General features: G+C 49.1%; 19 protein-coding genes. 9 read left to right on the forward strand and 10 right to left on the reverse strand.

All coding sequences use genetic code 11. The features are described from left to right. Positions 1-23 precede the first annotated feature (23 nt). The 3 genes from B153_RS35415 (at position 24) to thrA (ending at position 6,460) form a co-directional block, all read left to right on the forward strand. Positions 24-2,288, forward strand: coding sequence for a peptidase domain-containing ABC transporter (locus tag B153_RS35415; protein WP_020598146.1), 2,265 nt, complete (start codon positions 24-26; stop codon positions 2,286-2,288). Beyond that, the gene (locus B153_RS0118060) at positions 2,285-3,733 is read left to right on the forward strand and encodes a TolC family protein (protein ID WP_020598147.1); all 1,449 of its coding nucleotides are present in this window, start codon (positions 2,285-2,287) and stop codon (positions 3,731-3,733) included. The genes B153_RS35415 and B153_RS0118060 overlap by 4 nt, the downstream gene beginning before the upstream one ends. Before the next feature lie 270 nt (positions 3,734-4,003). Further along, complete coding sequence (gene thrA, locus B153_RS0118065) at positions 4,004-6,460, forward strand: bifunctional aspartate kinase/homoserine dehydrogenase I (RefSeq protein ID WP_020598148.1); 2,457 nt, start codon at positions 4,004-4,006, stop codon at positions 6,458-6,460. Positions 6,461-6,464: 4 nt separating this feature from the next. On the opposite strand, the gene B153_RS0118070 is transcribed toward thrA, so the two are convergent. Beyond that, on the reverse strand, positions 6,465-6,821 hold the full coding sequence (locus tag B153_RS0118070) for a DUF5615 family PIN-like protein (protein WP_020598149.1): 357 nt from the start codon (positions 6,819-6,821) through the stop codon (positions 6,465-6,467). A gap of 6 nt (positions 6,822-6,827) precedes the next feature. Beyond that, positions 6,828-7,061 carry a DUF433 domain-containing protein gene (locus B153_RS0118075; protein WP_026262245.1) on the reverse strand — a complete coding sequence of 78 codons (234 nt, stop codon included), beginning with the start codon at positions 7,059-7,061 and terminating at the stop codon, positions 6,828-6,830. 152 nt (positions 7,062-7,213) lie between these two features. Between B153_RS0118075 and B153_RS0118080 the strand changes: the two genes are divergently transcribed. The 3 genes from B153_RS0118080 to B153_RS0118090 all read left to right on the forward strand — a co-directional run bounded on the left by B153_RS0118080 (position 7,214) and on the right by B153_RS0118090 (position 11,051). Next, positions 7,214-8,344 carry a retropepsin-like aspartic protease gene (locus B153_RS0118080; protein ID WP_157634742.1) on the forward strand — a complete coding sequence of 377 codons (1,131 nt, stop codon included), beginning with the start codon at positions 7,214-7,216 and terminating at the stop codon, positions 8,342-8,344. 68 nt (positions 8,345-8,412) lie between these two features. Then, the gene (locus tag B153_RS0118085; protein WP_020598152.1) at positions 8,413-10,005 is read left to right on the forward strand and encodes an McrB family protein; all 1,593 of its coding nucleotides are present in this window, start codon (positions 8,413-8,415) and stop codon (positions 10,003-10,005) included. Positions 10,006-10,019: 14 nt separating this feature from the next. Further along, positions 10,020-11,051 (forward strand): galactitol-1-phosphate 5-dehydrogenase, encoded by a 1,032-nt coding sequence (locus tag B153_RS0118090; RefSeq protein ID WP_020598153.1) that lies wholly within the window; start codon positions 10,020-10,022, stop codon positions 11,049-11,051. Here B153_RS0118090 and B153_RS0118095 read toward each other — a convergent pair whose 3' ends face one another. The 4 genes from B153_RS0118095 to B153_RS0118110 form a co-directional block, all read right to left on the reverse strand. Beyond that, positions 11,052-12,452 carry a DUF4932 domain-containing protein gene (locus B153_RS0118095; RefSeq protein WP_051097304.1) on the reverse strand — a complete coding sequence of 467 codons (1,401 nt, stop codon included), beginning with the start codon at positions 12,450-12,452 and terminating at the stop codon, positions 11,052-11,054. Positions 12,453-12,602: 150 nt separating this feature from the next. After that, positions 12,603-13,007, reverse strand: a complete 405-nt coding sequence (locus B153_RS0118100; protein ID WP_026262246.1) for a hypothetical protein — start codon at positions 13,005-13,007, stop codon at positions 12,603-12,605. Positions 13,008-13,024: 17 nt separating this feature from the next. After that, positions 13,025-13,465, reverse strand: a complete 441-nt coding sequence (locus B153_RS0118105; protein WP_020598156.1) for a hypothetical protein — start codon at positions 13,463-13,465, stop codon at positions 13,025-13,027. Positions 13,466-13,521: 56 nt separating this feature from the next. Continuing rightward, complete coding sequence (locus B153_RS0118110) at positions 13,522-13,893, reverse strand: hypothetical protein (protein WP_020598157.1); 372 nt, start codon at positions 13,891-13,893, stop codon at positions 13,522-13,524. A gap of 73 nt (positions 13,894-13,966) precedes the next feature. On the opposite strand from B153_RS0118110, the gene B153_RS0118115 reads away from it, so the two are divergent. After that, the gene (locus tag B153_RS0118115) at positions 13,967-15,043 is read left to right on the forward strand and encodes a Gfo/Idh/MocA family protein (RefSeq protein ID WP_020598158.1); all 1,077 of its coding nucleotides are present in this window, start codon (positions 13,967-13,969) and stop codon (positions 15,041-15,043) included. Positions 15,044-15,161: 118 nt separating this feature from the next. On the opposite strand, the gene B153_RS0118120 is transcribed toward B153_RS0118115, so the two are convergent. Further along, complete coding sequence (locus tag B153_RS0118120) at positions 15,162-16,466, reverse strand: RagB/SusD family nutrient uptake outer membrane protein (protein ID WP_020598159.1); 1,305 nt, start codon at positions 16,464-16,466, stop codon at positions 15,162-15,164. 3 nt (positions 16,467-16,469) lie between these two features. Continuing rightward, a complete protein-coding gene (locus B153_RS0118125) occupies positions 16,470-19,613 on the reverse strand; it encodes a SusC/RagA family TonB-linked outer membrane protein (RefSeq protein WP_040761652.1) in 3,144 nt (1,047 codons plus the stop codon). Positions 19,614-19,829: 216 nt separating this feature from the next. On the opposite strand from B153_RS0118125, the gene B153_RS0118130 reads away from it, so the two are divergent. Beyond that, entirely contained in the window at positions 19,830-22,061 is a 2,232-nt protein-coding gene (locus tag B153_RS0118130) for a S9 family peptidase (protein ID WP_020598161.1), read from the forward strand. 181 nt (positions 22,062-22,242) lie between these two features. Then, entirely contained in the window at positions 22,243-22,563 is a 321-nt protein-coding gene (locus B153_RS0118135) for a hypothetical protein (protein WP_020598162.1), read from the forward strand. A gap of 96 nt (positions 22,564-22,659) precedes the next feature. Here B153_RS0118135 and ruvA read toward each other — a convergent pair whose 3' ends face one another. Continuing rightward, positions 22,660-23,253 (reverse strand): Holliday junction branch migration protein RuvA, encoded by a 594-nt coding sequence (ruvA, locus tag B153_RS0118140; protein WP_020598163.1) that lies wholly within the window; start codon positions 23,251-23,253, stop codon positions 22,660-22,662. 112 nt (positions 23,254-23,365) lie between these two features. Continuing rightward, on the reverse strand, positions 23,366-24,937 hold the full coding sequence (locus B153_RS0118145) for a lytic transglycosylase domain-containing protein (protein WP_020598164.1): 1,572 nt from the start codon (positions 24,935-24,937) through the stop codon (positions 23,366-23,368). Positions 24,938-24,959 lie beyond the last annotated feature (22 nt).

Raw genomic sequence — 24,959 nt, forward strand, 5'->3', positions numbered from 1 at the left:
CCATCAATAGCTTTCAGAAAATCATGGCAAAAAATACGATTATCAAACAACACGATATAACCGATTGCGGAGCCGCCTGCCTGGCCTCTATTTCGGCCCACTATAAGCTGATGATGCCCATTGCCCGCATCCGGCAAATGGCATCGACCGATCAGAAAGGTACCAATGTACTGGGCATGATCGAAGCGGCTACTCGATTGGGGTTTCAGGCCAAAGGCGTGCGGGGTACATTCGAAAGCCTGTCGAAAATTCCGAAACCAGCCATTGCGCACGTCATCGTAAAAGAAGTGCTCCATCATTTTGTCGTTATCTACGACGTGACCGACAAACAGGTTGTGGTGATGGACCCCGGCCCCGGCAAATTCATAAAATACAGCCACGAAGAGTTTACGAAAATCTGGACGGGCGTGTTGATTTTACTGCTCCCCGGTGAACAATTTGAAACCGGCAACGAGAAAGTATCGGCCATGCAGCGGTTCTGGCAATTGATTCGGCCGCACCGTAGTGTCATGATTCAGGCGTTGTTTGGCGCCTTGATTTACACCGTACTGGGTTTATCGACATCCATTTATGTCCAGAAAATTGTGGACAATGTGATTGTAGAGGGCAATCGAAACCTGCTCAATCTGTTGAGTATCACAATGATTCTGATTCTGGCACTTCAGCTTTTTATTGGTAGCCTGAAAAGCATGTTTGCCCTGAAAACGGGCCAGCAGATTGATGCCCGACTGATTCTGGGTTATTACAAACACCTGATGACATTGCCCCAGCAGTTTTTCGATACCATGCGGGTGGGCGAAATCATTTCACGGATCAACGATGCGGTTAAGATTCGGGCCTTTATCAACGATGCCGCTACCAGCTTGGTTGTCAATGTATTCATTGTGCTGTTTTCGTTCGGTATGATGTTTACCTACGATTGGAAGCTGGCGTTGATTATGCTGGCCGTGATTCCGTTCTATGCGGCTATCTATTTCGTCGTAAACAGGCTGAACAAAAAATACCAGCGTACCCTGATGGAAGATGCCGCCGAACTCGAATCGCAGTTGGTCGAGTCGCTCAATGCGATGGGTACCATTAAGCGGTTCGGTTTGGAAGCTTTTGCCAACATCAAAACCGAAACGCGGTTTGTAAAACTGCTCAAAACCATTTTTACGTCGGCGCGCAACTCCGTTTGGTCGGGCAATGCCACCGAAATAGTGTCGCGTCTGTTCACGATTATTCTGCTTTGGGTCGGTACTGGCTTTGTGATCGACAATCAGATTACACCGGGCGAGTTGCTCTCCTTTTATTCGCTGATTGGCTATTTCACGGGTCCCGCCAGCCAGCTTATCGGTGCCAACCGAACCGTTCAGGACGCGCTGATTGCCGCTGATCGGCTGTTTGAGATTATGGATCTGGAACGCGAAGCTACCGAGAACAAAATTGAGCTTCGCCCCGATATGATTAGCGATATTCGTTTTCAGGACGTTTCGTTCCGCTACGGCACCCGCACGCAGGTATTCGATCAGCTTAGCCTAACTATTCCGAAAGGAAAAATTACGGCTGTTGTGGGCGAAAGCGGTTCGGGCAAATCAACACTTCTCTCACTGCTTCAGAACCTGTATCCCCTTCAACAGGGTACGATTCGTATTGGCGACTACGACATTAAGCATATCAGCAACGAAAGCCTACGCCGTCGGGTAAGCGTAGTACCGCAGAAAATCGACCTGTTTGCCGGTAATGTGATCGACAACATTGCCGTTGGCGAGTACCAGCCCGATATGCAGCGCATTGTCAGCATCTGTCAGCAACTGGGCATTACCGAATTTATTGAGAAACTACCCAATGGCTTCCATACCTATCTGGGCGAAAATGGGGCTAGTTTATCGGGCGGGCAAAAACAGCGGATTGCCATTGCACGGGCCCTGTATCAAAACCCTGATATTTTGATTCTGGACGAAGCTACCTCCTCGCTGGATTCGATCTCGGAGCAATGCGTACAGCAAACCATTCGGCTCCTGCGCCAACAGCACAAAACCGTAATTCTGATTGCTCACCGATTGAGTACGGTCATGCACGCCGATAAAATCATGGTGGTCGAGCAGGGTAAACTGACTGAAGAAGGTTCGCATACCGAATTGCTGACCAGGGGCAATGCCTACTACAAACTCTGGGCATCCCAAATGCCCCTAACCGCAGCAGGATTATCGATTCCATCACTCGATCTGCTCCAGATCAGTGCCAATGGCGACCAGCCGTTATCAACCCTGAATGCCGCAGAACCTCAAACCGCCTTAACCGTATGAAAAAGAGCCTGCTTATAATAATCATGCTGTGGGCTACCGGAACAGCATGGGCGCAATTGGGGAATACTTCCTTGGCAACGTCCATGACCCTGACACTTGATCAGTGTATCGCAAGGGCACTGGACAATCAACCCTCGGTTCGGCAGGCCGTTTTGCAGCAGCAACTTGCCGACAACGCCGTTGAACAGAGCCGCAAAAGTCAGCTCCCTATCCTACAGGCTAATAGCAATCAGGGTATAAATTTTGGGCGAAACGTTGACCCGTATACCAATGGAATCACCAATGCTTCGATCATCACCAATAATCTCGGCCTTGCCCTGAACTGGACTGTTTTTAATGGATTTCAACTAAAAAATACGCTGGCCCAACAAAGCCTTACGGCGCAGGCAGCTCGATTCGATGCAGTTGCAGCCCGGAATATGGTCGTACTTAATGTATTGCTAGCCTACTTACAGGTGTTGTCAGCACAGGATTTAGTTTCTGCCAGCGATGTACAGGTAGCCGTTGCCCAGGCACAGGTCGAACATACCGAAAAGCTGGTCAAAGCCGGTACAACGGCTCCTTATAATCTGTACGACGTTAAAAGCCAGTTGGCCAACGATCAAACCCAGCGCGTACAGGCTCGGATGAACCTCAATACGGCCATACTGTCGTTATTGCAGCTACTAAATCTGCCATCGGGTACACCGCTTCATCTGATTCGATTCGTCGATACAAGTACCGAAACATCAACTGTTAGCGGATTAAATGGGTATCAGATTTATACGCAGGCCCGAACGTTTATGCCCGAAGTACAAGCGGCCGAGTTACGGACAAAAGCCGCTCAGGTCAGTCTGCAACTGGCCAGAGGAATGGCGTATCCGAGTATAGTCTTAACAGCAGGCTGGGGCACATCCTACTCCAGTGCAGCCCGTCAGAGCGTATATGGCTCCGACCCGGTTGAGCAAACAACGGCTGGTTTTGTCGATGTGGCTGGTCAATCGTACCCAGTTAAAGTACTGGCCCCATTATCGAGTGCAGATCGAATTTCTTATTTTCAGCAGATTGGCAATAACCAGTACAAGAGCCTAGGCGTAAGCATACGAATACCGATTCTGAATGGATTTCAGGTACGCTACCGCACTACCACGGCAGGCTTGCAGCAGCAATTGGCCGAATCGAACGCCGAAAGCGTTCGCCGGAATTTAAGGCAGGCTATCGATCAAGCCGTGAACCAGTGGCAAAATACCAACGAACGCTACCAGGCATTGGAACAACAGATTTTAGTGATAACCCAGGCCTATAAAGCCGCCGAATCTCGCTATCGGGCTGGCCTGCTGAATGCGGTTGAGTATAACGTAGCTAAAAGCAATCTGGACCGAGTTAATCTAAATTTGATTCAGGTACGATATGAACGTCTGTTACGCCAAAAAGTGGTTCAATTTTATCAAGACGGCACATTATAGAAGGCAATCCAGTCTCCATTTTATCCACCTCCGTTGCTTTTTGTAGATGATTGCCAATTCATTTCTGGCTGTTGATTGACTGGCAACAACCAGACGTGGCAGAAGGCGTACCGGTTGGTGCGCCTTTCTTATTGAGAAATCCTGTATAATTTGCGTTAGGCATTATCTTTGCGCCTTTAAAACTACCTCATCAATAGCTTCCTGAATAAATCGCGTTGAGTGTTTATAAACAATTCACTCATTCGCTCATTCACTCATTCGCCATTACAAATGCAGGTTCTTAAATTCGGTGGCACCTCCGTCGGTTCCGTAGAAAGTATCAAACTGGTTCTCCAAATCATTGACAATCACCGCCAGAACGGCGACCAGATTGCTGTTGTTTTCTCGGCAATGGGGGGCGTTACCAATCAACTTATTGAGATTGGACGCATGGCCACTACCGGCGAAACCGACTATATGGAACTGGTTCGACGGATTGAAGACCGGCACTTCAACGTGGTAAAAGCCCTGATTCCCATTAAAGAACAGAGTAAGGTGTTTGCCCATGTTCGGGGCATTATTAACGAACTGGAAGATTTGCTGCGGGGTGTTTCGCTCATTCGGGAGCTATCGCCCCGTACCCACGACCTGATTACCAGTTTTGGCGAACGGTTATCCACAACCGTCATTACCGAATGTGTAAAAAGTCGTGGGATACCGGCTCAGTATTGCGACGCCCGCAAACTCATCAAGACCGACGCGCAGTTTGGTCATGCCGAAGTCAACTATACCCTCACCAATCAGTTGATTCAGGAGTATTTCTCAAAAACCACTGACCTGCAACTAATTACGGGCTTCATCGGCTCTACTGAGAAGAACGAAACCACTACGCTGGGCCGAGGTGGCTCGGACTATACAGCCTCAATTATTGGGGCCGCGCTGAATGCCGAAGTGATCGACATCTGGACGGATGTGGATGGAATGATGACGGCCGATCCCCGAAAGGTGCCGAATGCGTTCAACATTCCGACCATTACGTATGCCGAAGCGATGGAACTGAGTCATTTCGGAGCGAAAGTTATTTATCCACCCAGTCTGCAACCGGCCTTCGCCCGAAATATACCCATCCGAGTACTCAATACGTTCAATGCTACCCATAATGGCACCATTGTGAGCCGGACAGCCGAACGGCGGCAGTACACCATTACGGGTATTTCGAGCATCGACGATATTGCGCTGGTCAACGTACAGGGTTCAGGTATGATCGGTGTAGCGGGGGTATCGGCTAAGTTGTTCGGTGTATTGGCCGCCCATCGGATTAGCGTCATCCTGATTTCGCAGGCGTCGTCGGAGCACTCCATCTGTTTTGCCATCGACCCACGCGGAGCCGACAACGTAAAGGCGATTCTGGAAGCCGAATTTGCTACCGAAATCGAACATGGGCATATCGACAGCATCGCCATCGAGCGTGATTTGTCGGTCATTGCCACCGTGGGCGAAGGCATGAAAAAAAGCTCTGGTATTGCCGGAAAGCTATTTTCGGTACTGGGCAAAAACGGGGTCAATATTGTGGCTGTTGCGCAGGGCTCATCGGAGATCAACATCTCGGTGGTCATCAACAAAAACAACCTCTCGAAGGCGCTCAACTCCCTGCATAATATCTTCTTCCAGTCCGAAGCCCGCGTACTCAATCTGTATCTGGTCGGTACTGGATTGATTGGCAAAACGCTTCTGAAACAGATCAATCACCAATCGGAATTTCTGCGGACTGAAAAACTGCTGAAAGTGTGTGTCGTGGGCATGACGAACAGCCGAAAAATGCTGCTCGACCCCAAAGGTATTTCGCTCGACGATTGGCACGAACGGCTCTTAACCGAAGGTGTAACGACTTCCTTACCTGCCTTCGTTGATCGGATTAAAGATTACAACCTGCCCAACTCGGTATTCATCGACTGTACGTCGGATAAAGACATTGTGCAGTTTTACGAATCGCTGCTGGACAGCAATATCTCCGTTGTAACCCCAAACAAAGTAGCGAACTCAGGCCCCTACAGCGAGTATCGGCGGTTACAGCGTACAGCCCTGAATCGGGGGGTTAAATTCCTGTACGAAACCAACGTGGGAGCCGGTTTACCCATTATCAACACCGTACAAGGGCTGATGACCGCCGGTGACCGTTTTCTGAAAATCGAAGCTATTTTATCAGGAACGTTATCGTTCATTTTCAACACCTTCCGTCCCGGAACTTCTTTCGCTGATGTGGTCCGTGAAGCCAAAGAGAAAGGCTATACCGAACCCGATCCCCGCGACGATCTGAGTGGTCTGGATGTAGCCCGAAAGATTCTGATTCTGGCCCGCGAAGCTGGTTTTCCACTCGAACCGGAAGACATTACCATCACGCCCCTACTACCCGAAGCCTGCCAGTTGGCGCCAACGGTTCCCGCCTTTTTTGAAGAGCTCGAACGAAATAACGCCTATTTCGAAAATCTGCTTTCCGAAGCCGAAGCCCATGGTGAAAAGCTCCGTTTTGTCGCCAGTTTCGAAAACAACAAAGCAACCATTAGTCTTCGTCCAGTTGGTCAGGAGCACCCATTTTATCAGTTAACCGGTGCCGATAACATCGTTTCGTTCACCACCGAACGCTATAAAGATCGCCCATTGGTAGTAAAAGGACCAGGCGCTGGTGCCGAGGTAACCGCTTCAGGCGTATTTGCCGATGTAGTGAGTATCGGGAGTTATCTGGCGTAGCGAATTAGTAGCTAATCAGATGAGTACGATTAGCTACTATCATTGTTGCTCCCTCCTCGAACAACTTGATTATTGTTGGCAATTGCCGATCAAGCCAGTCGATTAGGTCGTTATTGCGTATGTTGCCAAGCGTCAAATAAAATAAGGAGGGAGGACTACCAAATTTGTAATAGAAATCCGGAAAATCACTGTCTTTCGTGATAATGATCCGGTTTTCATGGACAGCTATTTCCCGAATTGTTTTATCAGCGAGTAAATGGCCATTCGTAAAATGCGTCGTATGGACAGCATCGAGGCCTCTTCTGCATAAATATGATGCTAAAACAGGAGGTAGCTGAGTATCAACAATAAATCGTAACATTCTGCCTTAAGCAGCCAGGGGCGTTATATTTTTTGTATTTGTAATTTTCGCAGCATACAAAAGGCAAGCTAAGATATCTGCTTCTTCGAGATAAGGATAATCGCCAAGTATCTCCTGATGGGTCATACCAGAAGCTAATAATTCCAGCAGATGGGTTACGCCAAAACGCATGTTTCGAATGGATGGCTTACCATGTAGTACATCCGGGTTGAGTGTAATTCTATCCAGCAAGTTTTCCATATAATACAATTTGGAACTATACAAAAATATAAAAGTATAATGAACAGAGCAGTATGTAACTTATAAAATCTATTTTCTTACCTTATAAAAAAATATCGGCTTTCAACGCCATAACTAAAATGGCTACAGTAGGGCTTTTACAAAAAGCGTTCATGAATAAACCATTGATCTGGCTACTACTAAGTTTATCCATTACGTATACAATCGCTGCTCCTAAGTCCACTTCACCTACAGATACCATTGCGCCAGACTATGTCAAAGCGGTTGACCTTTGTTTGTTTCACCAGTTTACCGACGCAGAAAAGTTACTGAAACAAATCATTCAGAACGAAGAACATCCGAATCGCGAAGCAGCCCGATATCTATTACTGGAAGACGTTTATTTCCGGCGAAATCAATACCAAGCCTACGTCCGTTTTTGCGATTCAACAGCTTATAGGGGTTATAACTTGTCTGAAGCCCGTTTATTAGCTTCCCAACCGCTTCCCAGTTTCAGCCTTCCAGCCGATAGTATTCAACTGCCGATACGGGTACGAAAATGGCCGATTGTGACGGTGCTGATTCACGGAAAGCCCTACCGTTTCATTATTGATACCGGAGCCGAACGAACAACTATTTCGAAGCATTTGGCAGCCAGGCTACAGGCCAAGTCTTTACTTAATACATCTGTTAACAACAGTCTTCATCAAGCCGTTTCTAGTGTCTTCACCCGGATTGATTCGCTCCAAATCGGCGAGCTGATTGTCAGAGATTTACCCGTTTGGCAAACAAGCATGACAGGTTTTCCGGCCGATGGACTTTTGGGTTGGGACGTGTTGCAACAGTTTCGATTTACCATCGACTATAAAGCTCAACAGCTTAGTTTTCGAAAACCAATTTTTCTGCCAACCGCGACACGTAACCTGCTGGGAATTGGTCGGCTTCTCCTGCTTTCTCAAAGTGATATAGGTAATCAACTCGATCTATTTTTGGATACCGGCTCCAATGCCGGAATAAGTTTAACACCTGTGGGAATTTCCAAAATCGGGCCGTATCAAAAGGGAAGTCGACTTGGTGCTCAGTTAGGGTTGGGTGGACGCTTTAAAATTCGTAAAGAACAAACGGTAAAGCAGACAATTATTCATATGGGGCCGCATGTATTAAACCTGAGAAAGGCCCCAATTGAACGTTCTAACGAACTAATATGCAGTGTCCTTAAAGACGGTACGGTTGGCAGTGGGCAATTCAGGAAAGGCCGACTCACTATCGATTACCTGAATAATCATTTCGATTACGACGAGTAAAAGCCTTCTCGTTATCTCATTCCAAGCATTTTATCGTAACTTCGTAGGCCATACTTATCACTTTTTCTGTGACCGCCGATTCTCAGCAGCAAGCCCTGATTGACCGTATTCGCGACATTGGCCATGCCGAAGCCGTCCGTCGGTTTTTCGGGTTGCTCAAAGACTTGATCGATATGGTCAACTTACCGAATGGCGATGCCCGGCTGGCGTTTGTGGTAAAACCCGATAAAGCGTCTATTACGGCCAATATCAACTTCTTTCAGGCACTCCGAATTCAGAAACCGCGCCGGGGCGAAGTTGAATATCACCTGACGATCAAAAAATCCTGTCAGGACCGCCTTAGAAATCTGGACGAGCTGGGCTTTGAACCGTTGACCGAAAAGTCCGATTATCTGGCCGTGATCATTGGTCAATCGACGGCTCATTTGCTGTATAACCCTACCCTACGCACCTGCTGGGAAGATTGTCTGCTGGAACTGGTCGAAAGTACCAAACGAGGGCCGCATCTGGCCCGGCATAATGCGGATGTGTACCAGGCCGCAGAAGACGAAGCCTTCCTGAGTGACATGATTCGTTTGGCCGATGACCCGAGCTTGGGAGAGCGACTGGTAAACGGGCAGATGCTTGAAGAGCCCGAAGCAAGCTACGAGCCGGAGCCTTCACTGCCCAATCAGCCACATAACCTTATCCTGTTTGGCCCGCCGGGTACAGGCAAAACGTTTGCGTTACAACCTTACCTGACCGATAAGAATGCGAGTCTGATTACTTTTCATCCCTCTTACAGTTACGAAGAGTTTGTTGAAGGTATCCGGCCGGAGGTCATCAATAATCAGATTAGCTATAAAATTCGCAGAGGGATTTTTCACCGGGCGTGTCTGACAGCCATTCAGCAGGCAGGTTATGGAACCCTGGCCGACTGCCTGAATGATTCAGCGGAAAACCGAAGCAAAAAACTGAAACGGGCACCTGCACATTACCTGCTCATCGATGAGGTCAACCGGGCCAATGTGGCCAGTGTATTTGGGGATCTGATCACGCTACTCGAATCGGACAAACGACTGGGTGCTGAATATGAACTCTGGCTAACCCTCCCCTACTCGCAGGAACGATTTGGCGTACCGATCAATCTGTTTGTGATCGGCACGATGAATACCACCGACCGATCCATTGCTCTGCTCGACATTGCACTCCGTCGGCGGTTTTCGTTTCGGGAAATGTTGCCGGACCCGTCCATTTTAAAGACCGTCGATGGGGTCGATTTAGCCCAGTTGCTTCGGACCATGAATGAGCGTATCGAATATCTTCTCGACCGTGATCATCAGATTGGCCACGCGTATTTGACTCCTGTTGACACCTTTGCGGATCTGTGTCAGGCATTTCGCGACCGGATCATTCCGTTATTGCAGGAATATTTCTTCAACGACTGGGCCAAAATTCAGTTGGTACTTGGCGACAATATAGCCTGGGGCAAAGATCCCGATCATCGACTTGTTCGGACTAAAAAGAAATATACGGCCAACACCGCCAGCAAACTGTTTGGCGAACTACCCGACTCGATGGATGATGTCGTAACCTATGAAATAAACCCAAATCTTCAACAGGGGGCCTACGATCAAGTACCTGTCGACGCGTTTATCAGGATATATCAGAGACTGAATTAGCCTAGAAAAAAGAAATGAAAGCACTTGTTCTTACCGAATACAATCAGTTCGATTTGCAGGATCTGCCCAAACCAGGTATTCGGCCAAACGAAGTTCTGGTTCGCGTACAAGCCGTAGGTATTTGCGGGTCTGATGTTCATGGCATGGATGGCAGCAGCGGCCGACGTATTCCACCCATTGTGATGGGGCATGAAGCCAGCGGTATCATTGCCGAGGTGGGTAGCGACGTTCGCGACTGGTCGGTAGGCGACCGGGTTACGTTCGATTCGACCGTATATGCCCTGGACGATTGGTATAGCCGCCGGGGGCATTACAACCTCAGTGATGGCCGCGAAGTGGTTGGCGTATCAACGCCCGACTTTAAACGCCAGGGGGCTTTTGCGGAGTACGTTTCCGTTCCTCAACACATTCTGTACGCCATTCCCGATAACGTTACGTTTACCCAGGCCGCGCTGGTCGAGCCGGTAGCCGTGGCACTCCACGCGCTCAGCCTGACCCCTATCCAGATCAATGATTCGGCGGTAGTAGTGGGCGCGGGTATGATTGGCTTATTTATCATTCAGGCGTTGAAACTGGCTGGTTGCACCACGATCATTGCGATCGACCTGGACGACGACCGATTGGCGTTGGCGCAGACGTTGGGCGCTACACACGCCATCAATGCGCGAAGTGGTGAGGTAGCCCGGCAGGTACAGGCACTCACGCATGGCCGGGGTGCCGACGTTTCGTTTGAAGTAGTGGGCGCTGGCCCGACGGTCGAAACCGCCATTGAGTGCGTTCGGAAAGGGGCTACCGTAACCCTTGTCGGTAACCTGGCCCCGACGGTCGAGATTCCCTTGCAAGCCGTCGTAACCCGTCAGTTGCGCCTGCAAGGTTCGTGTGCTATCAATGGAGAGTATGAAGCGGCTTTAGCCCTGATCTCGTCGGGCAAAATAAATGTCGAAGCCATTCTGAGCGCCGAAGTCCCACTGGAAGAAGGAGCTGACTGGTTTAAGCGGCTGTACGCCAAAGAAAAAGGGTTAATAAAGGTCGTTCTGAAGCCCTAACTACGGCTGAGCGGTTGCCCAGGCAATAATAGCCGGGTACAAATCGGCAACGGTTTGGACCGGCTTTTTTGTGCGATAAAGCCGTAGCAACTCCTCGTTGAATTCTTTGAAACGTTGAAAGCCCCGGTTCACGACCATCCCTTTTTCGACACTGGCATTTAGCGTATCGAAACTTTTGGAATCAAACCGATCAGCGTATAGCAGCGAAACAAGGGCGTAGTTCATGTACTCTTCAAAGCACGAAAGCGCATTGTTGTAACCAGCCGATGGCTTGTCTTTCGTAATCCACTTCGATAAATCCTTAAAAGCAGTTCCTAGCTGTGGGGTGTATTTTTCAGCTTCTGGGTTCAGATAGCTATGATTTAGTTCAGTGAACACAATCTTCATTCGCTGCCCTTTGGTAATGGCCGCTGGCTGGCTTTTCTGAACTGCGCTTACGAATGGGAAATCGACATGGGCCTGTGCTTCGGTAAAGCCGTTATCACTGAAATTGTTTGCTGATTGATTCCAGCCAACCAGTGGAGAAAACAACACTTTGAGAGCCGAATAACGCGTGGTTGGAAACTGTTTTTCCAGCCAGGTTTTCATGTAGGCGACATCGACATTCTGGCTAAAATCCCTAATCAGGCTCGCATAGTATGGCTGATGTTTTGTGTAAAAAGCTTTGAATTTCGACTGTTTGGCAAATTGTTCGAGCAATGGAATATACGGCAGTAGTGTATTTTGCTCTCCCCAACTGACCCGATCATAGACACCACCGTTCACTAGCCTATCGCCCTCGAATCGGAAGGCATAGCTATCCATTTTCAGGTTATGATACTGATCGGGCGAAGCACGTAGCAACGAGTCGAATACCTGCACAGCCCGACTACTTTTGTAAGGTACAAACTGCGTCATCACAGCCGAATAATAGTCTGTTCCTTTATAAATAGCGTCCGTTTTGCCGTAGTCGGTCAGGGAAAACACCACATTGATCAGTTCATAGACTTCTGGTACATCAATGATCGTTTTTCCCTGGTTGGCCTTTTTGTAGGCATCCGTAAAGACAGCCGCCTTCACAAACGGGTGACTGGAGAAATGACACTGAACCGTATCGCCTTTTTCCTGCCGAATGATCTGAAAATTAGTCTGGACGCCATGACGAAGCAACAACACAATCGAATCCTGTTCCGAAACGAGGGTTAAGGGCGTACGTTCGGCCTCGGTACCAAAATCATACGAGAACTCCTTCGGAATATCATTGATCCCATTGAAGTTACCCCGTTCCTTATCCAGGTACATGATAAGGGAATTTCGTTGAGCCCGTATGGTTGGTATTGGTTGCGATTGGCCCGAAGCCGTAAGTATTGGAAGGAGGCTGATGAGGAAAAGAAGGAGATACTGGCCGACGAACAATTTCATATTGCTGAGTTGTAAGTAACCTGATGCGGGTGGTTGAGTTTTGAGACACCTGCAATATAGAAAACTCCGTTTACCCAATAGCATCATGCGGCCTTTCTTCTTGCCCCCTACGTTAGAAAACAGCCTATCAATCGTTTTTGGTGTCCAAAATCAATTAACGGCTTCATACTGGCTAACCATGTAATCATCTGTCAGTTCAAGTGACTGCTTGCTTAGCTGTGTAATCGTGGTCTTTTTTACAGTACCACAAAGGGCAGTAGGGCATAAGACCCAGTCTGAATACTTGATTGTAATCCCCTCGCGGGTGAACGCTGTAGGGACACAGCAATTACCCTGACCAGACGCCCCATTTCGCCGATACACGATGGCCCCATCTGGCCGATACTCCAGATCATAATAAGCATCCGTATCGTGAAACGTCCATTTTGTGTCCTGTATTGGTCGATACCGAATGAGGTGCCAGCGCTGATAAAAATCGTCCAGAGGGCCAACGACCTGATCACGCTGACAGGCTCCTATCAGAATCAGCAAGAGGACTATAAACGGATTTCTCATAGCATAGACCTGATCTCTTAAGGATACGGTACGTACGTTACGACAGCCCTATCCTGCTGAATAACTAATTCATTCGGACTGAGCTTAGCAATCTGCCAAAACGGGTCAAATAGCGCACAACTGACCTGAGCGCATAGGCCATTGGGTGTTCGCTCAGGCATGGGTATATCAGCCACATTCTGTAGATCCAGGATACCCCCTTTCCACCTAAACCGGGCAGGTGAGCAGCAGGGATCATATTTCCCGTCTTCGCCGTACAGAATGGTTCCGTTCTGCCTGAACTCAACGAGTGCCCAGGAATTTGTTGCGGCTACCTCAACCGGATCGCCAGTGTCGTATTGGACCTTCGCTATTCGCCATTTCCGGTATAATAGATCGTTGGGCGCTACGTCGTCGGTTCGTCGGCACCCCACTACCAGTAGAAGCAGTACAATTCCATTGAGTAAATACGATTTCATAATTTCTGCTCTAAAGGTTATGCTTCACAAATTCGGTTTTAAGCCTGATGAGCGATTTACAGACTTCGTTTATAGAGAACATACGGCTCCTGCGACCATAAACGACTCATGATTTCTTCTCGGTCTGCAGACGATAGTTGACTCATATCTACTGAACTCCCGTCGCAACGGTAGATATGACATCCCATACACGACCAATGATAAGCGTATAGATCGATATACGTTTCGCCTTTGTATGTAGCTGCCCGAACGATATCAGCGTTGAATTGACTAATAACAGAACGCAGCCAGGGGAGATTCTGGGCAGGATTCAGCGCACCACAGGCCATCGTCGTGGTATAGGGGCCAATACCGCCGTCATTATCTTTCCTTTGGCAGGAAATTGTAACCAGATTCATCAGAATCAATCCAGTAAAGAGTTGTTTCATCCCACGCAAGTAGTTATCATGAGTAGAAGACCCTATTTTTGAGCATTTCGTTGGAATACGGTCTAATAGAATTATGCCAAACCCTCTTCGTATTGCCATCATTGGCCCCGGCAAAGTAGCGCATCTGCATGCCAAAGCAACTTTGCAAACCCCCGACACACAACTCGTAGCCGTTTATGGCCGCACCTACCAGAAAGCTGAAGATTTCGCCAATCAGTATGGCATTCGGGCCTACAGCGACATATACGACATGGTCGACCGGGAGAACGTCGATCTTTGTCTGGTCTGTACTACGCACCCGTCGCACCGGGAAGTTACGGTAGCCGCTCTGAATGCTGGTTCGCACGTACTGGTCGAAAAACCACTAGCCTCTACGCTGGAAGACTGCGACGCCATGATCGAAGCCGCCAATCGGAACAACCGCTACCTCGGCACCATTAGCCAGCGTCGTTTTTATGCCCCTTCCATGCGGATTCGGGAGGCTATCGACACCGGCAAAATCGGTAAACCTGTACTGGGAACGATTCAGATGCTTGGCTGGCGAAGCGAAGAATATTATCAAAGCGATGCCTGGCGGGGCACCTGGTCCGATGAAGGGGGTGGTGTACTGGTCAATCAGTCGCCCCATCAACTGGATTTGCTTCTGTGGTATATGGGCGATATTGAAGAAGTGTACGGGGTCTGGCGTAACCTGAATCACCCGTATATCGAAGTGGACGACACGGCACTGGCCATCGTCAAATTCAAGAATGGTGGATTAGGCAATATCATTGTCAGCAACAGTCAGAAACCGGGCATATTCGGAAAAGTGCACGTGCATGGCGAAAACGGTGCCTCGGTGGGTGTGCAGACGGATGGAGGAGCGTTATTTATTGCGGGGATGTCGAGTATTACCGATCCGCCTGTCAACGACCTCTGGACCGTACCGGGCGAGGAATCTAAACTCGCTGAATTTGTCGCTGAAGACACCGCTTTTTTCAATACCATCGATGCCACGGTGTATTATTTCGGTATCCAGATCGCCGAGTTTCGCGACGCCATCCGGGCGGGTCGTCCGCCGATGGTGACGGGCGAAGATGGTCGTAAAGTAGTGGCTTTGTTTCAGGCTATTTACGAATCAACCCGAACAGGGCTTCCTGTGAAGTTTTAAGTGGGAAGAAAGGGAATAAGGGGAGTAAAGGGAAGAAAGGGATGAGAGGGATGAGAGGAGCAAATTAAGTGTTCCTCTCATCCCTTTCTTCCCTTTACTCCCTTTACTGCGTTCTTTTTTAATTCGCCGGATCGGCAGGCGTACTGGTGTTATTGTTACGCTCCGTCAGCGGATAGGGGAAAAAGTTTCGGTTGCGTTCGGCCCCGGTAGCGCCCGGTCCTGGGCGGTTGAACCGACGGCTATCTTCAAGCCGGAATCCCTGATACGCCAACTCAATCTGCCGGTTCCGGTAGATTTCGGTCAGTATTGCATCGGCCGTTTGCGCACCTGAGTACGCAGGCAAAGCGGCACCTAATCCAAACGCATCCGTCGTTTTGGTCAGCACCTTATTCAACGACGCAACGGCATTGGTCAAATCCCCTTTGCGAGCATAGGCTTCGGCCTGAATCAGCAGAATCTCTCCAGGTAGGTAGACCGGTACAGCCGAATTATTGGCGGTGTAAAAAGCCGTCGCAATCACAGGCGCTACCGCTGTATTGGTACTCGGTTTCGATAAAAAGGCAAGCCGTTTATCAGCAGGATCAGGGGTTAGTGCCCCCGTAAGGCCAAGATTGGCATTCGTCGGCTGAAACACGTTCAGGTTTCCAAAGGTGGCTTCGAACAATGGATTGCGGGTATTATCGTCGAAGTTGAATACCGATTTTTTCGTCAGATCAACTTTAGCCGCAGCCGCCAGCGCCTTGTCGTAATCGCCCGAAAACAGGGCATACCGGGCAATCAATGCCTGAAGGGTATTCGCGATGTCGATACCGGGAACAATCTTACTGCTAAAATCCGCCGAAACAGGGGCAGAGGCCAATTGAGTGGCTGCTGTTTCAAGCGTCGTAATCGCTTCCTTAAACACCTGGGTACGTGGCACAAACGGAACATTGGTTCCTGTTGTCACGGGCGACTGTTCAAAAAACAAGCCCAGCGTGCCCAGCGATAAAGCCCGAAAAATCGATGCATACCCTATAATACCGCTCTTCGTACCAGCATCGCTGACAACGCCCGTATTGGCCAGAATCAATTCGGCATTCGAACGAACCAGATGGCTCTTCGTCCAGAGATTGACAACAACACTATTGATGTTACTGACATTCCCTGCGCCGACGGTCAGATTAGCTTCGTCCAGATTCCCGACATTCAGCACAAACTCCTCGCGCGTGGTCAATCCGGCACCGGCTGTGCTAGCGTATAGTACACTACCCGCCCCACCAGTGGTATATCGGTACTGGAGACCATTGGCCAGCGTCATCAACCCATCCGGTGAGCTAACGGCCTGCGACTGACTAATGGTACTTGGGTTCAAATATTCTTGATTACAGGCAAACTGTGTGAACACTATGCCCGTAATGAGTGTCAGTATGAGCGTCTTTTTCATGAGTTAAAATGTTGCTGAAAGTTTGAATTGATAGGTGCGCGGAATAGGCACGTTACCGAAATCAATACCTCGTACGAGGTCGTTATTACCACCGGCATTGGTCTCAGGATCAAACCCTGTGTATTTATCCCACGAGTACAGGTTCCGTCCTACCACAGATACGGTCAGCCGACTGATTGCCGGAATAAGCGCAGGAAGTGTATAGCTCAAGGCCACTTCCCGCAGTTTGGTATACGAACCAGGATCGACTCGAAACTCCTGGGTATTGTAGATGCCGAAAATATAGCCCCGCTTCAATGTTCCGCGAAGCTCCTGCTCAGCATAATCGCCCAGACCAACACCCTGGCGAGTCCGTTTATCAGCATTAAACACATCGACGCCCTGCACAGCATCCAACAGAATATGCAGGTTCAGCTTTTTGTAAGACACATTGGTGCTGAACGAGCCCGTCCATTTGGGGTTTGGATTACCAATAATCAGGTTCGCCGTTGGCTTCGAGGAATCAATGGTCCCATCACTGTTGTGACTGGCAGGTACATAGTCGATCGCACCATTAGCCTGCGAAATCGCCCGTTCCGACTGCGGAAAACCAGATGGGGATAAGAACAGCGAACCATCGGCATTACGAGCATAGCCCGTCCCATAGAATACCCCAACCGGCTGACCAACAATGATATACACGGGTGTTCCTGAGGCCGATGAAGCATCGGGGCTGATGATTGGTAACCCGCCCAGATCAAGCACCTTGTTCCGATTGTGGTTATAAATCACGGTGAAGTCCCAGTTGAAATCCTTGGTTTTGATAGGGTTAGCATCCAGCACAATCTCAAACCCTTTGTTCTCCATTGCCCCTACGTTGTTTACGATGCTGGTACCGCCCGTAGTAGGTGCCAAGGTGCGATTTACAACCAGATTGGAAATTTTCTGGTGATAGGCCGTTATGCCAAGGCCAAGTCGACCATTGAGGAAAGCCAGATCGATCCCCCCTTCGAGTTCAGCCATCCGTTCAGGTTGTACATCAGGATTAGCCAACTGCGTTCCGGGCACAACCGTGTTTTTACCCAGAAAACCCACCGGGCTGAACTGGTAGAAACGGGCGTATGAACCAATACCCGACAGGTTACCCGCTTCCCCATAACTAGCCCGTAATTTCAGGCTATTGAACCCATTGCTGAAAGACAGGTTTTTCCAGAAATCCAGATCCGATACAATAAACGAACCACTAACTTTGGGATAGTACTGATTGGTCTGGCTGGGCGAAAACTTCGAGGATTGATCACGACGAACCGCCCCTGTAATAAAGGCCAGGTTCCGATAGCCAAATGTGGCCTGGGCAAACATTCCACTCAGGCTAAACCGATCCAGATTGTACGCCAATCCATAAGTTGTATTGCTGGCCCCGCTCACAGTCTCGATAAAAGGAGATAGGTTCTGACCGCTGTTGTACGTATAATCGGATTGGAAGAACTGGTAGCTGTAGCCCACTGCGGCATTCAGTTTGAATTTGTCATTGAACTGACGTTCGTACTGGGCATTCAGATCGTTGTTGAACTGCACAACCTGGTTGGTGGCCGTTGCCGCAAATCCGCCTGGATACCGAGCCGCTGGCAAACCAGCAACGGCCTGATAGGGGTATGGACGGATATAGTTCTTACCAAACTGCGAGTAGGCATCAACCCCGACAATGTAATCGACACTCAACCCTTTGATAGGCGTCAGGTTTAATTGCAGGCTGTTGATCGTCCGGCTAACGGCCTGCGAGAATTTCATATCCTCAATCGTCGACAGGGGATTTACCCGCGTAGGTTCAACGGCCTGTAAGTTCCCGGCGGCATCCCGTTGCGTAATATCGTAGATATTGTTTGTGATGTTGACCGAGTTGATCGGGCTATAAAACACGTTGCCGTTGGCTTTCTCGTTGGACAAGCTGTTGATATAGCTCAATCCTACCGATAACTTGGCCCAATTGGTCAATCGCTGATCGACGCGGGCACGCAGGTTATACCGGGTAAAGTCGGTCTGCTTGATAATACCCTGATTTTTCAGATAGCCGAACGACACATAATATTGGGTGTTGTCGCGACCGCCCGAAACAGCAATGTTATTATCCGTTCCCGTTCCCGTCTGAAAAATCTGGTCGAAATAGTTGTACCGCTGTACATCGACCAGGTTATTGGCGAGGGCTGAGTAAGCACCATCCCGGTAAATGTTTACGGTAGTGGTTCCTGGATTAGCGGCCACCTGAGCGGCTGAAATTACGCCAATCGGGTATAAACGCAGGGAAGAAAAGCCAAACTGTTTGCCATACGTATTTACAGGCACACTTTTACGTAGCTCATTGATGTTGAACGACGTAGTAAATGTTACCTGTGGTTTACCGCTTTGCCCGCGCTTGGTAGTAATGATCACAACACCGTTGGCCGCGCGTGAACCGTACTGAGCGGCTGCCGCAGCTCCGTTGATCACATTGAGAGAGGCAATATCATCGGGGTTCAGGTCGGCCAGACGGTTCTGCCCAACGTTGGCATTCCCCACATCATTCGCCAGCGCCAGTTGCGATACGTTGGTACTGGCATTGCTCACGATGACCCCATCGACGACGTACAAGGGATCGGACGAGCCAACCAGCGACTTGATACCGCGTAAACGAATGCTGATACCCCCTGCCGGATCGCCTGAGTTTTGGGTAATCTGCGCACCTGGCATTTTCCCTTGTAGGGAGTTGATCAGGTTACCCGAGCCCGACTGCTGAATATCGGTCGCTTTAATGGTGCTGATGGCATTACCCAGTTCACGCTTGGGAGCCGATAAGGTAGAGCCTGTTACGACAACCTCATCCAGATTAGTAGGAGCGGCTACCATATCCGCATCCACCGTTACTTCAGTGGCATTTCCGAGGGTAATATCCTTACGTAGGGTTTCATACCCAATAATCGTAAACGCAACAGTAATAGGACCAGGTTTAAGGGTTACGGGCAGGGAGTAATTTCCTTCAGCATCGGTGGTAGTTCCGACTGTTGTACCAACGATCACAACGGTTGCTCCCGGAAGAGCCAGTTTATCAGGGTCAGTAACGCGGCCCCTGAGCGTATAGCGGGTGCTTTGTGCCAACACGCTTGTACAAAGCATTAAGGCTAAACAGAACATCCATAGCGAATGGATTGGTCTGTTAACCAGTACGTACCTGTTTGTCATAGGTCAGTAGGTAGTTTGTTATGGAAATAAAAATAAACGGTTAATTAATGGTGAAATATACTTATAAATGATTGCCTAAAGACACCGACAGCGCGGGAATCATTGCACCAACCCGAAAAGCCTTTTTTTGTAAATTTGAATCTTCGATAAGTCATACTCATTTCTTCAATGAACAACCGTAATCGACTCGGGCTACTTTTTGGAGCTGCTATCCTAAGTATACTTCTAAATCTGGAGCAGGTAGCAGCACAGTCCCGACAGCGCTATGCCAATCTTCAACAAGCCCTGTTTTCGGGTGGTCAATTAACTGGGTCGCCTGGCCCCCGCTCCGTAAACTGGATTGAAGGCGGCAGCAAGTTTTCGTTTATCGATGGGCAGAACACCATCAAGACCTTTTCGCCCAAAGACCAGAAAGAAGAGGTCATCTTTGATGGCGCTCAACTGAAATTCCCCAATTCTGACCGCCCGTTTGCGTACGGATCGTTTCAGTGGTCGAAAGACTCGAAGAATATCCTGTTTCAGAGCAACTTCCGCCCCGTTTATCGGCGTTCAGGCATTTCAGACTACTATGTGTATTCGGTAGCCGATAAAAGCCTGAAGTTGGTGGCTAAAGATGCCCAAACGGCCGAACTGTCGCCCGATGGACAGAAAATTGGTTACGAGCGCGGTGGTAATCTGTTTGTGTTCGATTTTGCTACCCAACAGGAAACCCAGCTTACCGACGATGCCAAACCAGCTTTTTTCAATGGTCGTTTCGGTTGGGTGTATGAGGAAGAATTTGGCCTGGCTCAGGCCTGGGAATGGTCGCCCGATAGTAAGTTCATTGCGTTCTGGCAGTCGGATGAGCGGCAGGTTCCTATGTATCGGCTGACCGATTACAAAGGATTCGACGAAAAATACGACTCGCTCCCCTACCCTCGTGTGGGCGACACCAATCCAATCGTCCGCATCGGGGTCATCGAAATTGCCAATAAGGCCAAACAATGGATGAACGTTGATCTTGGAGATGGCTACATTCCCCGCATTTACTGGACATCACTCGAAGGGCAACTGGCGCTCATGCACCTCAACCGCAAGCAGAACCACTTGCAGGTATACATGGCCAATGTTCGGACAGGTGATGCCCGCCAGATCATGGAAGAAACCTCCAATACCTGGGTCGATATCTTCGATTTCTTCGCAGGGATCAACCACCTGATGTATTTCCCGACAGGCGTTCAGGAGTTTTATTGGGTATCGGACCGGGATGGTTATTCACATCTGTATCGGTACAACTACTCGGGCAAGTTGCTCAATGCCGTTACGAGTGGCAAGTGGGAGGTAACGTATGTGCATTACATCGACCCCAAAACAAAGAAGGTTTATTTCACTTCCACCGAAGCGTCTCCCCTGGAACGGCAGCTATTTGTCGCTGATGTTGACGGCAAAAACAAACGGCGGCTGACCAGTGTAGCCGGACGACATGCGGTCAATTTTTCGCCTAACGGCCAATATTTTATCGACAAGTACTCAAACGTAACAACCCCTACTCAGGTTGAGCTGCGCGACACCAAAGGTCAGCTTATTAAGGCGCTGGAAACCAACAAACGCGTTTGGGATTATATCGCCAATCATGATTATGCCCATAAAGAACTGGCGAACTTCACTACCTCCGACGGCCAGCCTATCGACATTTCAATCATCAAACCCATCGATTTCGATCCGAGTCATAAGTATCCGGTCGTGCTTGACATTTATGGGGGGCCGGGTGCTCAGTCGGTATACAACGAATTTGCGACGACGGGCTGGCACCAATGGCTTGCCCAGACCGGCTATGTTGTCGTTAGCGTAAACAACCGGGGCAGCGGAGGCTATGGCCGCGACTTCGAGAAAATCGTTTATGAAAAACTTGGTAAATACGAGAGCCTCGACTTTGCCGAAACGGCTGCCTATCTGGCGAAACTTCCCTGGATCGATGCCAACCGGATGGCCATTCGCGGGCACAGCTACGGCGGGTACATGAGCAGCTACACCATGCTGACCCATCCGGGCGTATTTAAAGTCTCGATTGTGGGTGCCCCTGTTACCGACTGGCGGCTTTACGACTCGATTTACACCGAACGCTACATGGGCTTACTACCCGAAAATGAGGAGAAATATAAAGCCAGCGCTGTGACGACCTACGCCAAAAATCTGGCCGGAAAAATGTTCATTGCCCATTCTACAATGGACGAAAACGTACACGTTCGGAACACATTCCAGCTGATGAATGCTCTGGAAGATGCCGGTAAAGATGCCGACTTACGAATCTATCCACCCGGTGCCCACGGGGTTGCTTACAGTGCGAATACTCAGCTGCTCTTATATCAGCAATACACAACCTACCTGGAAAATTACTTAAAAAATACCCCAGTCAACTAATTCCAAAGCCCGGCCAGAAAGCTGGGCTTTTTTGATAAAAAGTGCGTTTAGGGCTCGTTAAAGGGATTTAAACAAATTCTAAATTAGACCGAAAGCAAACAAACGTAGACATGGGTGGTTAATACTGCATTCACGACACTAATTTGATTAATAAGTAAATTCACTAAAACCATCAAACGTTATGAAAAAGCTAATCATTGCTGCTTCTGTCTGCGCCATGCTGACAGCCGCACAAACCAGTTTCGCCCAGGCCGTACAGGAAGGCAAAGCGGTTAAAAAAGAAATGAAAGCTGAAAAGAAAATTTCGAAAGCGCATGAACTCAATGCCAACGCCCGTAGCGGTAAAGGCCTTGAGATAGCCGGTGTATCTGATCCTAAAACGCGGATGGCCAAAGCTGACCGCAAAATGGAAAAAGCCGAAAAGAAAGAACTGAAAAGCGACGCAAAAGAGCTAAAAGCGGTGGCAAAAGCCAAAACTAAGAAAGCCGCTGGCGTTGACTAAATTGGAACAACAAACGAGGATGCTTTCCTCCTCTGTCCATCATCATATAGGCAGGAAACGTAGTCAGATGAATCTGGCTACGTTTCCTGTTTCTGCTTAGCCCTGTCGCAACGCCCGTCGAATTACCTCTTCGACCGTTAGGTTCGGTTCTGCTTTCAACGCATCATCGACACTCTTTTCGGCCGTAGCTTTAGGAAACCCTAAGGCAACCAAAGCGGCTAGTGACTCCTCCCGAACCGGGTTAGTGGTTTGTTGGCGGTACGTCGGACCATCTGGTACAACGCCCGATTTCTTCATTTTGTCGCGCAGTTCCAGAATAATCCGTTGCGCGGTTTTGGCACCAATCCCCTTGATCGCCTGTACAGCCCGCACATTTTCACCGAGGATAGCGAGCCGTAAATCGCCCGGCTGCATAGCCGACAGCATACCGAGCGCCGTATTCGGCCCTACACCCGACACCCCAATCAGATCCAGAAAAAGCGATTTCTCGTCGGCGCTGGCAAAACCATACAACGACTGCGAATCTTCCCGAAACAGATGGTGAATGAATAATTTGATGCGGTCGCCACCGCCGGGTAAAACAGAATAGGTTTGCAGCGATATGTGTACCATATAGCCTACCCCATGAACATCGATAATGGTATGAGTAGGCTCTTTATAGGCAAGAATTCCGTCTAAATAAGCAATCATTCGTTAGGGACAAAGGCTTGTTTTTAAGCCTGTTATGTAGATATAAAGATACAAAAAACCGACGACTTTCTCATGAATAAGTCGCCGGTTTCAGAGTTAATGCTTGAACCAGTTACCCTACAATCAGCTTCTGTCCGGGCCGGAGCGAATTGCTGTGAATGTGGTTCATTTTCTTCAGCCGTTCAATGGTTAATCCATCATAGCGCTGGGCAATATTCCAGAGCGTATCGCCATCCTGTACACGATGATAACGAGGCTTATATCGCTTGGTTTTGGCAACAACTTCGGCTTTCTTAACGGCTTTAGCCGTCCCCTGATGGGCCAGTCGCTCTGTATGGGTTTCGGCCACTTCTTTCAGAATCGTCAACTTTTGCCCTCGCTGGATTTTGGTCGAACGCAAATGATTCCAGCGTTTTAGGTCATACAGTTCAACGTTGAACCGATCCGCAATATCTGTCAGATTATCACCTTTTTTAACCACATACGTTTGCTTGCGGGGTTTCCGCATCACAATCGTTTCGATGTCTTCTTCAGGCTCATCTTCCGATTCAGCGATCACCTGCTTCGCGCCCGCCGATGTTTCGTCTAGCGTGATGTTGGCTAAGGCGTTCTGACTACGAGCCGCCCAGAGGCCCATCGAGTCAGCCCCATAGCGAACATCTTCGGCACTGGCTAGTAAAATGTGCTCCATACGGCCCGGTATTTTGCTGGCCGAATCCAGAATAGCCCGCCGACGACTGGCAAAATAACCGTATTGCTGATGAGGAATACGCAATGGGTACCGCTTTGTGTAATCAGGCAAAATTGTCGTAGTAATAGCCGGGTTCATCTTCTGCAAATCGGTCAGCGGCATTGTGCTATGCTTAGCGAACGTTTCGAGGTTAAAATAGCCCGTCACATGAATCGTATCGTGGGGAATTGGATACTCGTAATTTTCGGCCACGATTCCGTGGTCGTTGGCGTAGTTCATCAGATAGGTAAAAGCCACAAATTGAGGCACATACCCGCGTGTTTCTTTAGGCAGGGCATCATAAATTGAATAGAATGAGTCGCCACCCGTCCGACGCATCGCCCGCTTCACCGCTCCGGGTCCGCAGTTGTAGGCAGCCATAGTCAACTCCCAGTCACCAAAGATGTTGTACAGATCACGCAGGTATTTACAGGCCGCTTCTGTCGCTTTGACCGGGTCCATTCGTTCGTCTACAAAATCGTCCTGATAAAGACGTAAATCACGGCCAGTACCAGGCATAATTTGCCAGAGCCCACCCGCACCTGCCCGTGAGATCGCTCGCGGATTCAGCGCCGATTCAACGATAGAAAGGTATTTTAATTCGCTCGGCAACCCATATTCGGCCAGTACCCGCTCGTAGAGAGGAAAGAACAGGGGCATTCGCTCCAGCATGGTTTGGGTATAACTCGCCCGTCGGAAGGTAAAATAATCGACGTAAGCCTGTACCGCCTTGTGGTAATTCAGCGGAATATCTTTCTGCAACTTTGCCAGCCGTTCGCGAATCAAACTGTCGGGAACAGTCGGCACATACGCGATGGTGTCTTTCTTAACGATCGTACTGTCCAGTTGAATCGTAGTCTCGGCGTGGGCTCTGTTTGCCGACCCAATAAAGATCGACCCCACTACCGCACTCAACAGCCCCAGTCTTAACAGGCTACGGTTCAGGTAGTTCATATAGATTACGTTACGTTTGTAA

Source organism: Spirosoma panaciterrae DSM 21099, assembly GCF_000374025.1.
In the GTDB taxonomy this organism is placed as follows: domain Bacteria; phylum Bacteroidota; class Bacteroidia; order Cytophagales; family Spirosomataceae; genus Spirosoma; species Spirosoma panaciterrae.

What these genes read in the sequence shown, in the direction of transcription:
- B153_RS35415 (WP_020598146.1), top strand. Translation starts at nt 24, where the DNA reads ATGGCAAAAAATACGATTATCAAACAACACGATATAACCGATTGCGGA.
- B153_RS0118060 (WP_020598147.1), top strand. Translation starts at nt 2,285, where the DNA reads ATGAAAAAGAGCCTGCTTATAATAATCATGCTGTGGGCTACCGGAACA.
- thrA (WP_020598148.1), top strand. Translation starts at nt 4,004, where the DNA reads ATGCAGGTTCTTAAATTCGGTGGCACCTCCGTCGGTTCCGTAGAAAGT.
- B153_RS0118070 (WP_020598149.1), bottom strand. Translation starts at nt 6,821, where the DNA reads ATGTTACGATTTATTGTTGATACTCAGCTACCTCCTGTTTTAGCATCA.
- B153_RS0118075 (WP_026262245.1), bottom strand. Translation starts at nt 7,061, where the DNA reads ATGGAAAACTTGCTGGATAGAATTACACTCAACCCGGATGTACTACAT.
- B153_RS0118080 (WP_157634742.1), top strand. Translation starts at nt 7,214, where the DNA reads ATGAATAAACCATTGATCTGGCTACTACTAAGTTTATCCATTACGTAT.
- B153_RS0118090 (WP_020598153.1), top strand. Translation starts at nt 10,020, where the DNA reads ATGAAAGCACTTGTTCTTACCGAATACAATCAGTTCGATTTGCAGGAT.
- B153_RS0118095 (WP_051097304.1), bottom strand. Translation starts at nt 12,452, where the DNA reads ATGAAATTGTTCGTCGGCCAGTATCTCCTTCTTTTCCTCATCAGCCTC.
- B153_RS0118100 (WP_026262246.1), bottom strand. Translation starts at nt 13,007, where the DNA reads ATGAGAAATCCGTTTATAGTCCTCTTGCTGATTCTGATAGGAGCCTGT.
- B153_RS0118105 (WP_020598156.1), bottom strand. Translation starts at nt 13,465, where the DNA reads ATGAAATCGTATTTACTCAATGGAATTGTACTGCTTCTACTGGTAGTG.
- B153_RS0118110 (WP_020598157.1), bottom strand. Translation starts at nt 13,893, where the DNA reads ATGAAACAACTCTTTACTGGATTGATTCTGATGAATCTGGTTACAATT.
- B153_RS0118115 (WP_020598158.1), top strand. Translation starts at nt 13,967, where the DNA reads ATGCCAAACCCTCTTCGTATTGCCATCATTGGCCCCGGCAAAGTAGCG.
- B153_RS0118120 (WP_020598159.1), bottom strand. Translation starts at nt 16,466, where the DNA reads ATGAAAAAGACGCTCATACTGACACTCATTACGGGCATAGTGTTCACA.
- B153_RS0118125 (WP_040761652.1), bottom strand. Translation starts at nt 19,613, where the DNA reads ATGTTCTGTTTAGCCTTAATGCTTTGTACAAGCGTGTTGGCACAAAGC.
- B153_RS0118130 (WP_020598161.1), top strand. Translation starts at nt 19,830, where the DNA reads ATGAACAACCGTAATCGACTCGGGCTACTTTTTGGAGCTGCTATCCTA.
- B153_RS0118135 (WP_020598162.1), top strand. Translation starts at nt 22,243, where the DNA reads ATGAAAAAGCTAATCATTGCTGCTTCTGTCTGCGCCATGCTGACAGCC.
- ruvA (WP_020598163.1), bottom strand. Translation starts at nt 23,253, where the DNA reads ATGATTGCTTATTTAGACGGAATTCTTGCCTATAAAGAGCCTACTCAT.
- B153_RS0118145 (WP_020598164.1), bottom strand. Translation starts at nt 24,937, where the DNA reads ATGAACTACCTGAACCGTAGCCTGTTAAGACTGGGGCTGTTGAGTGCG.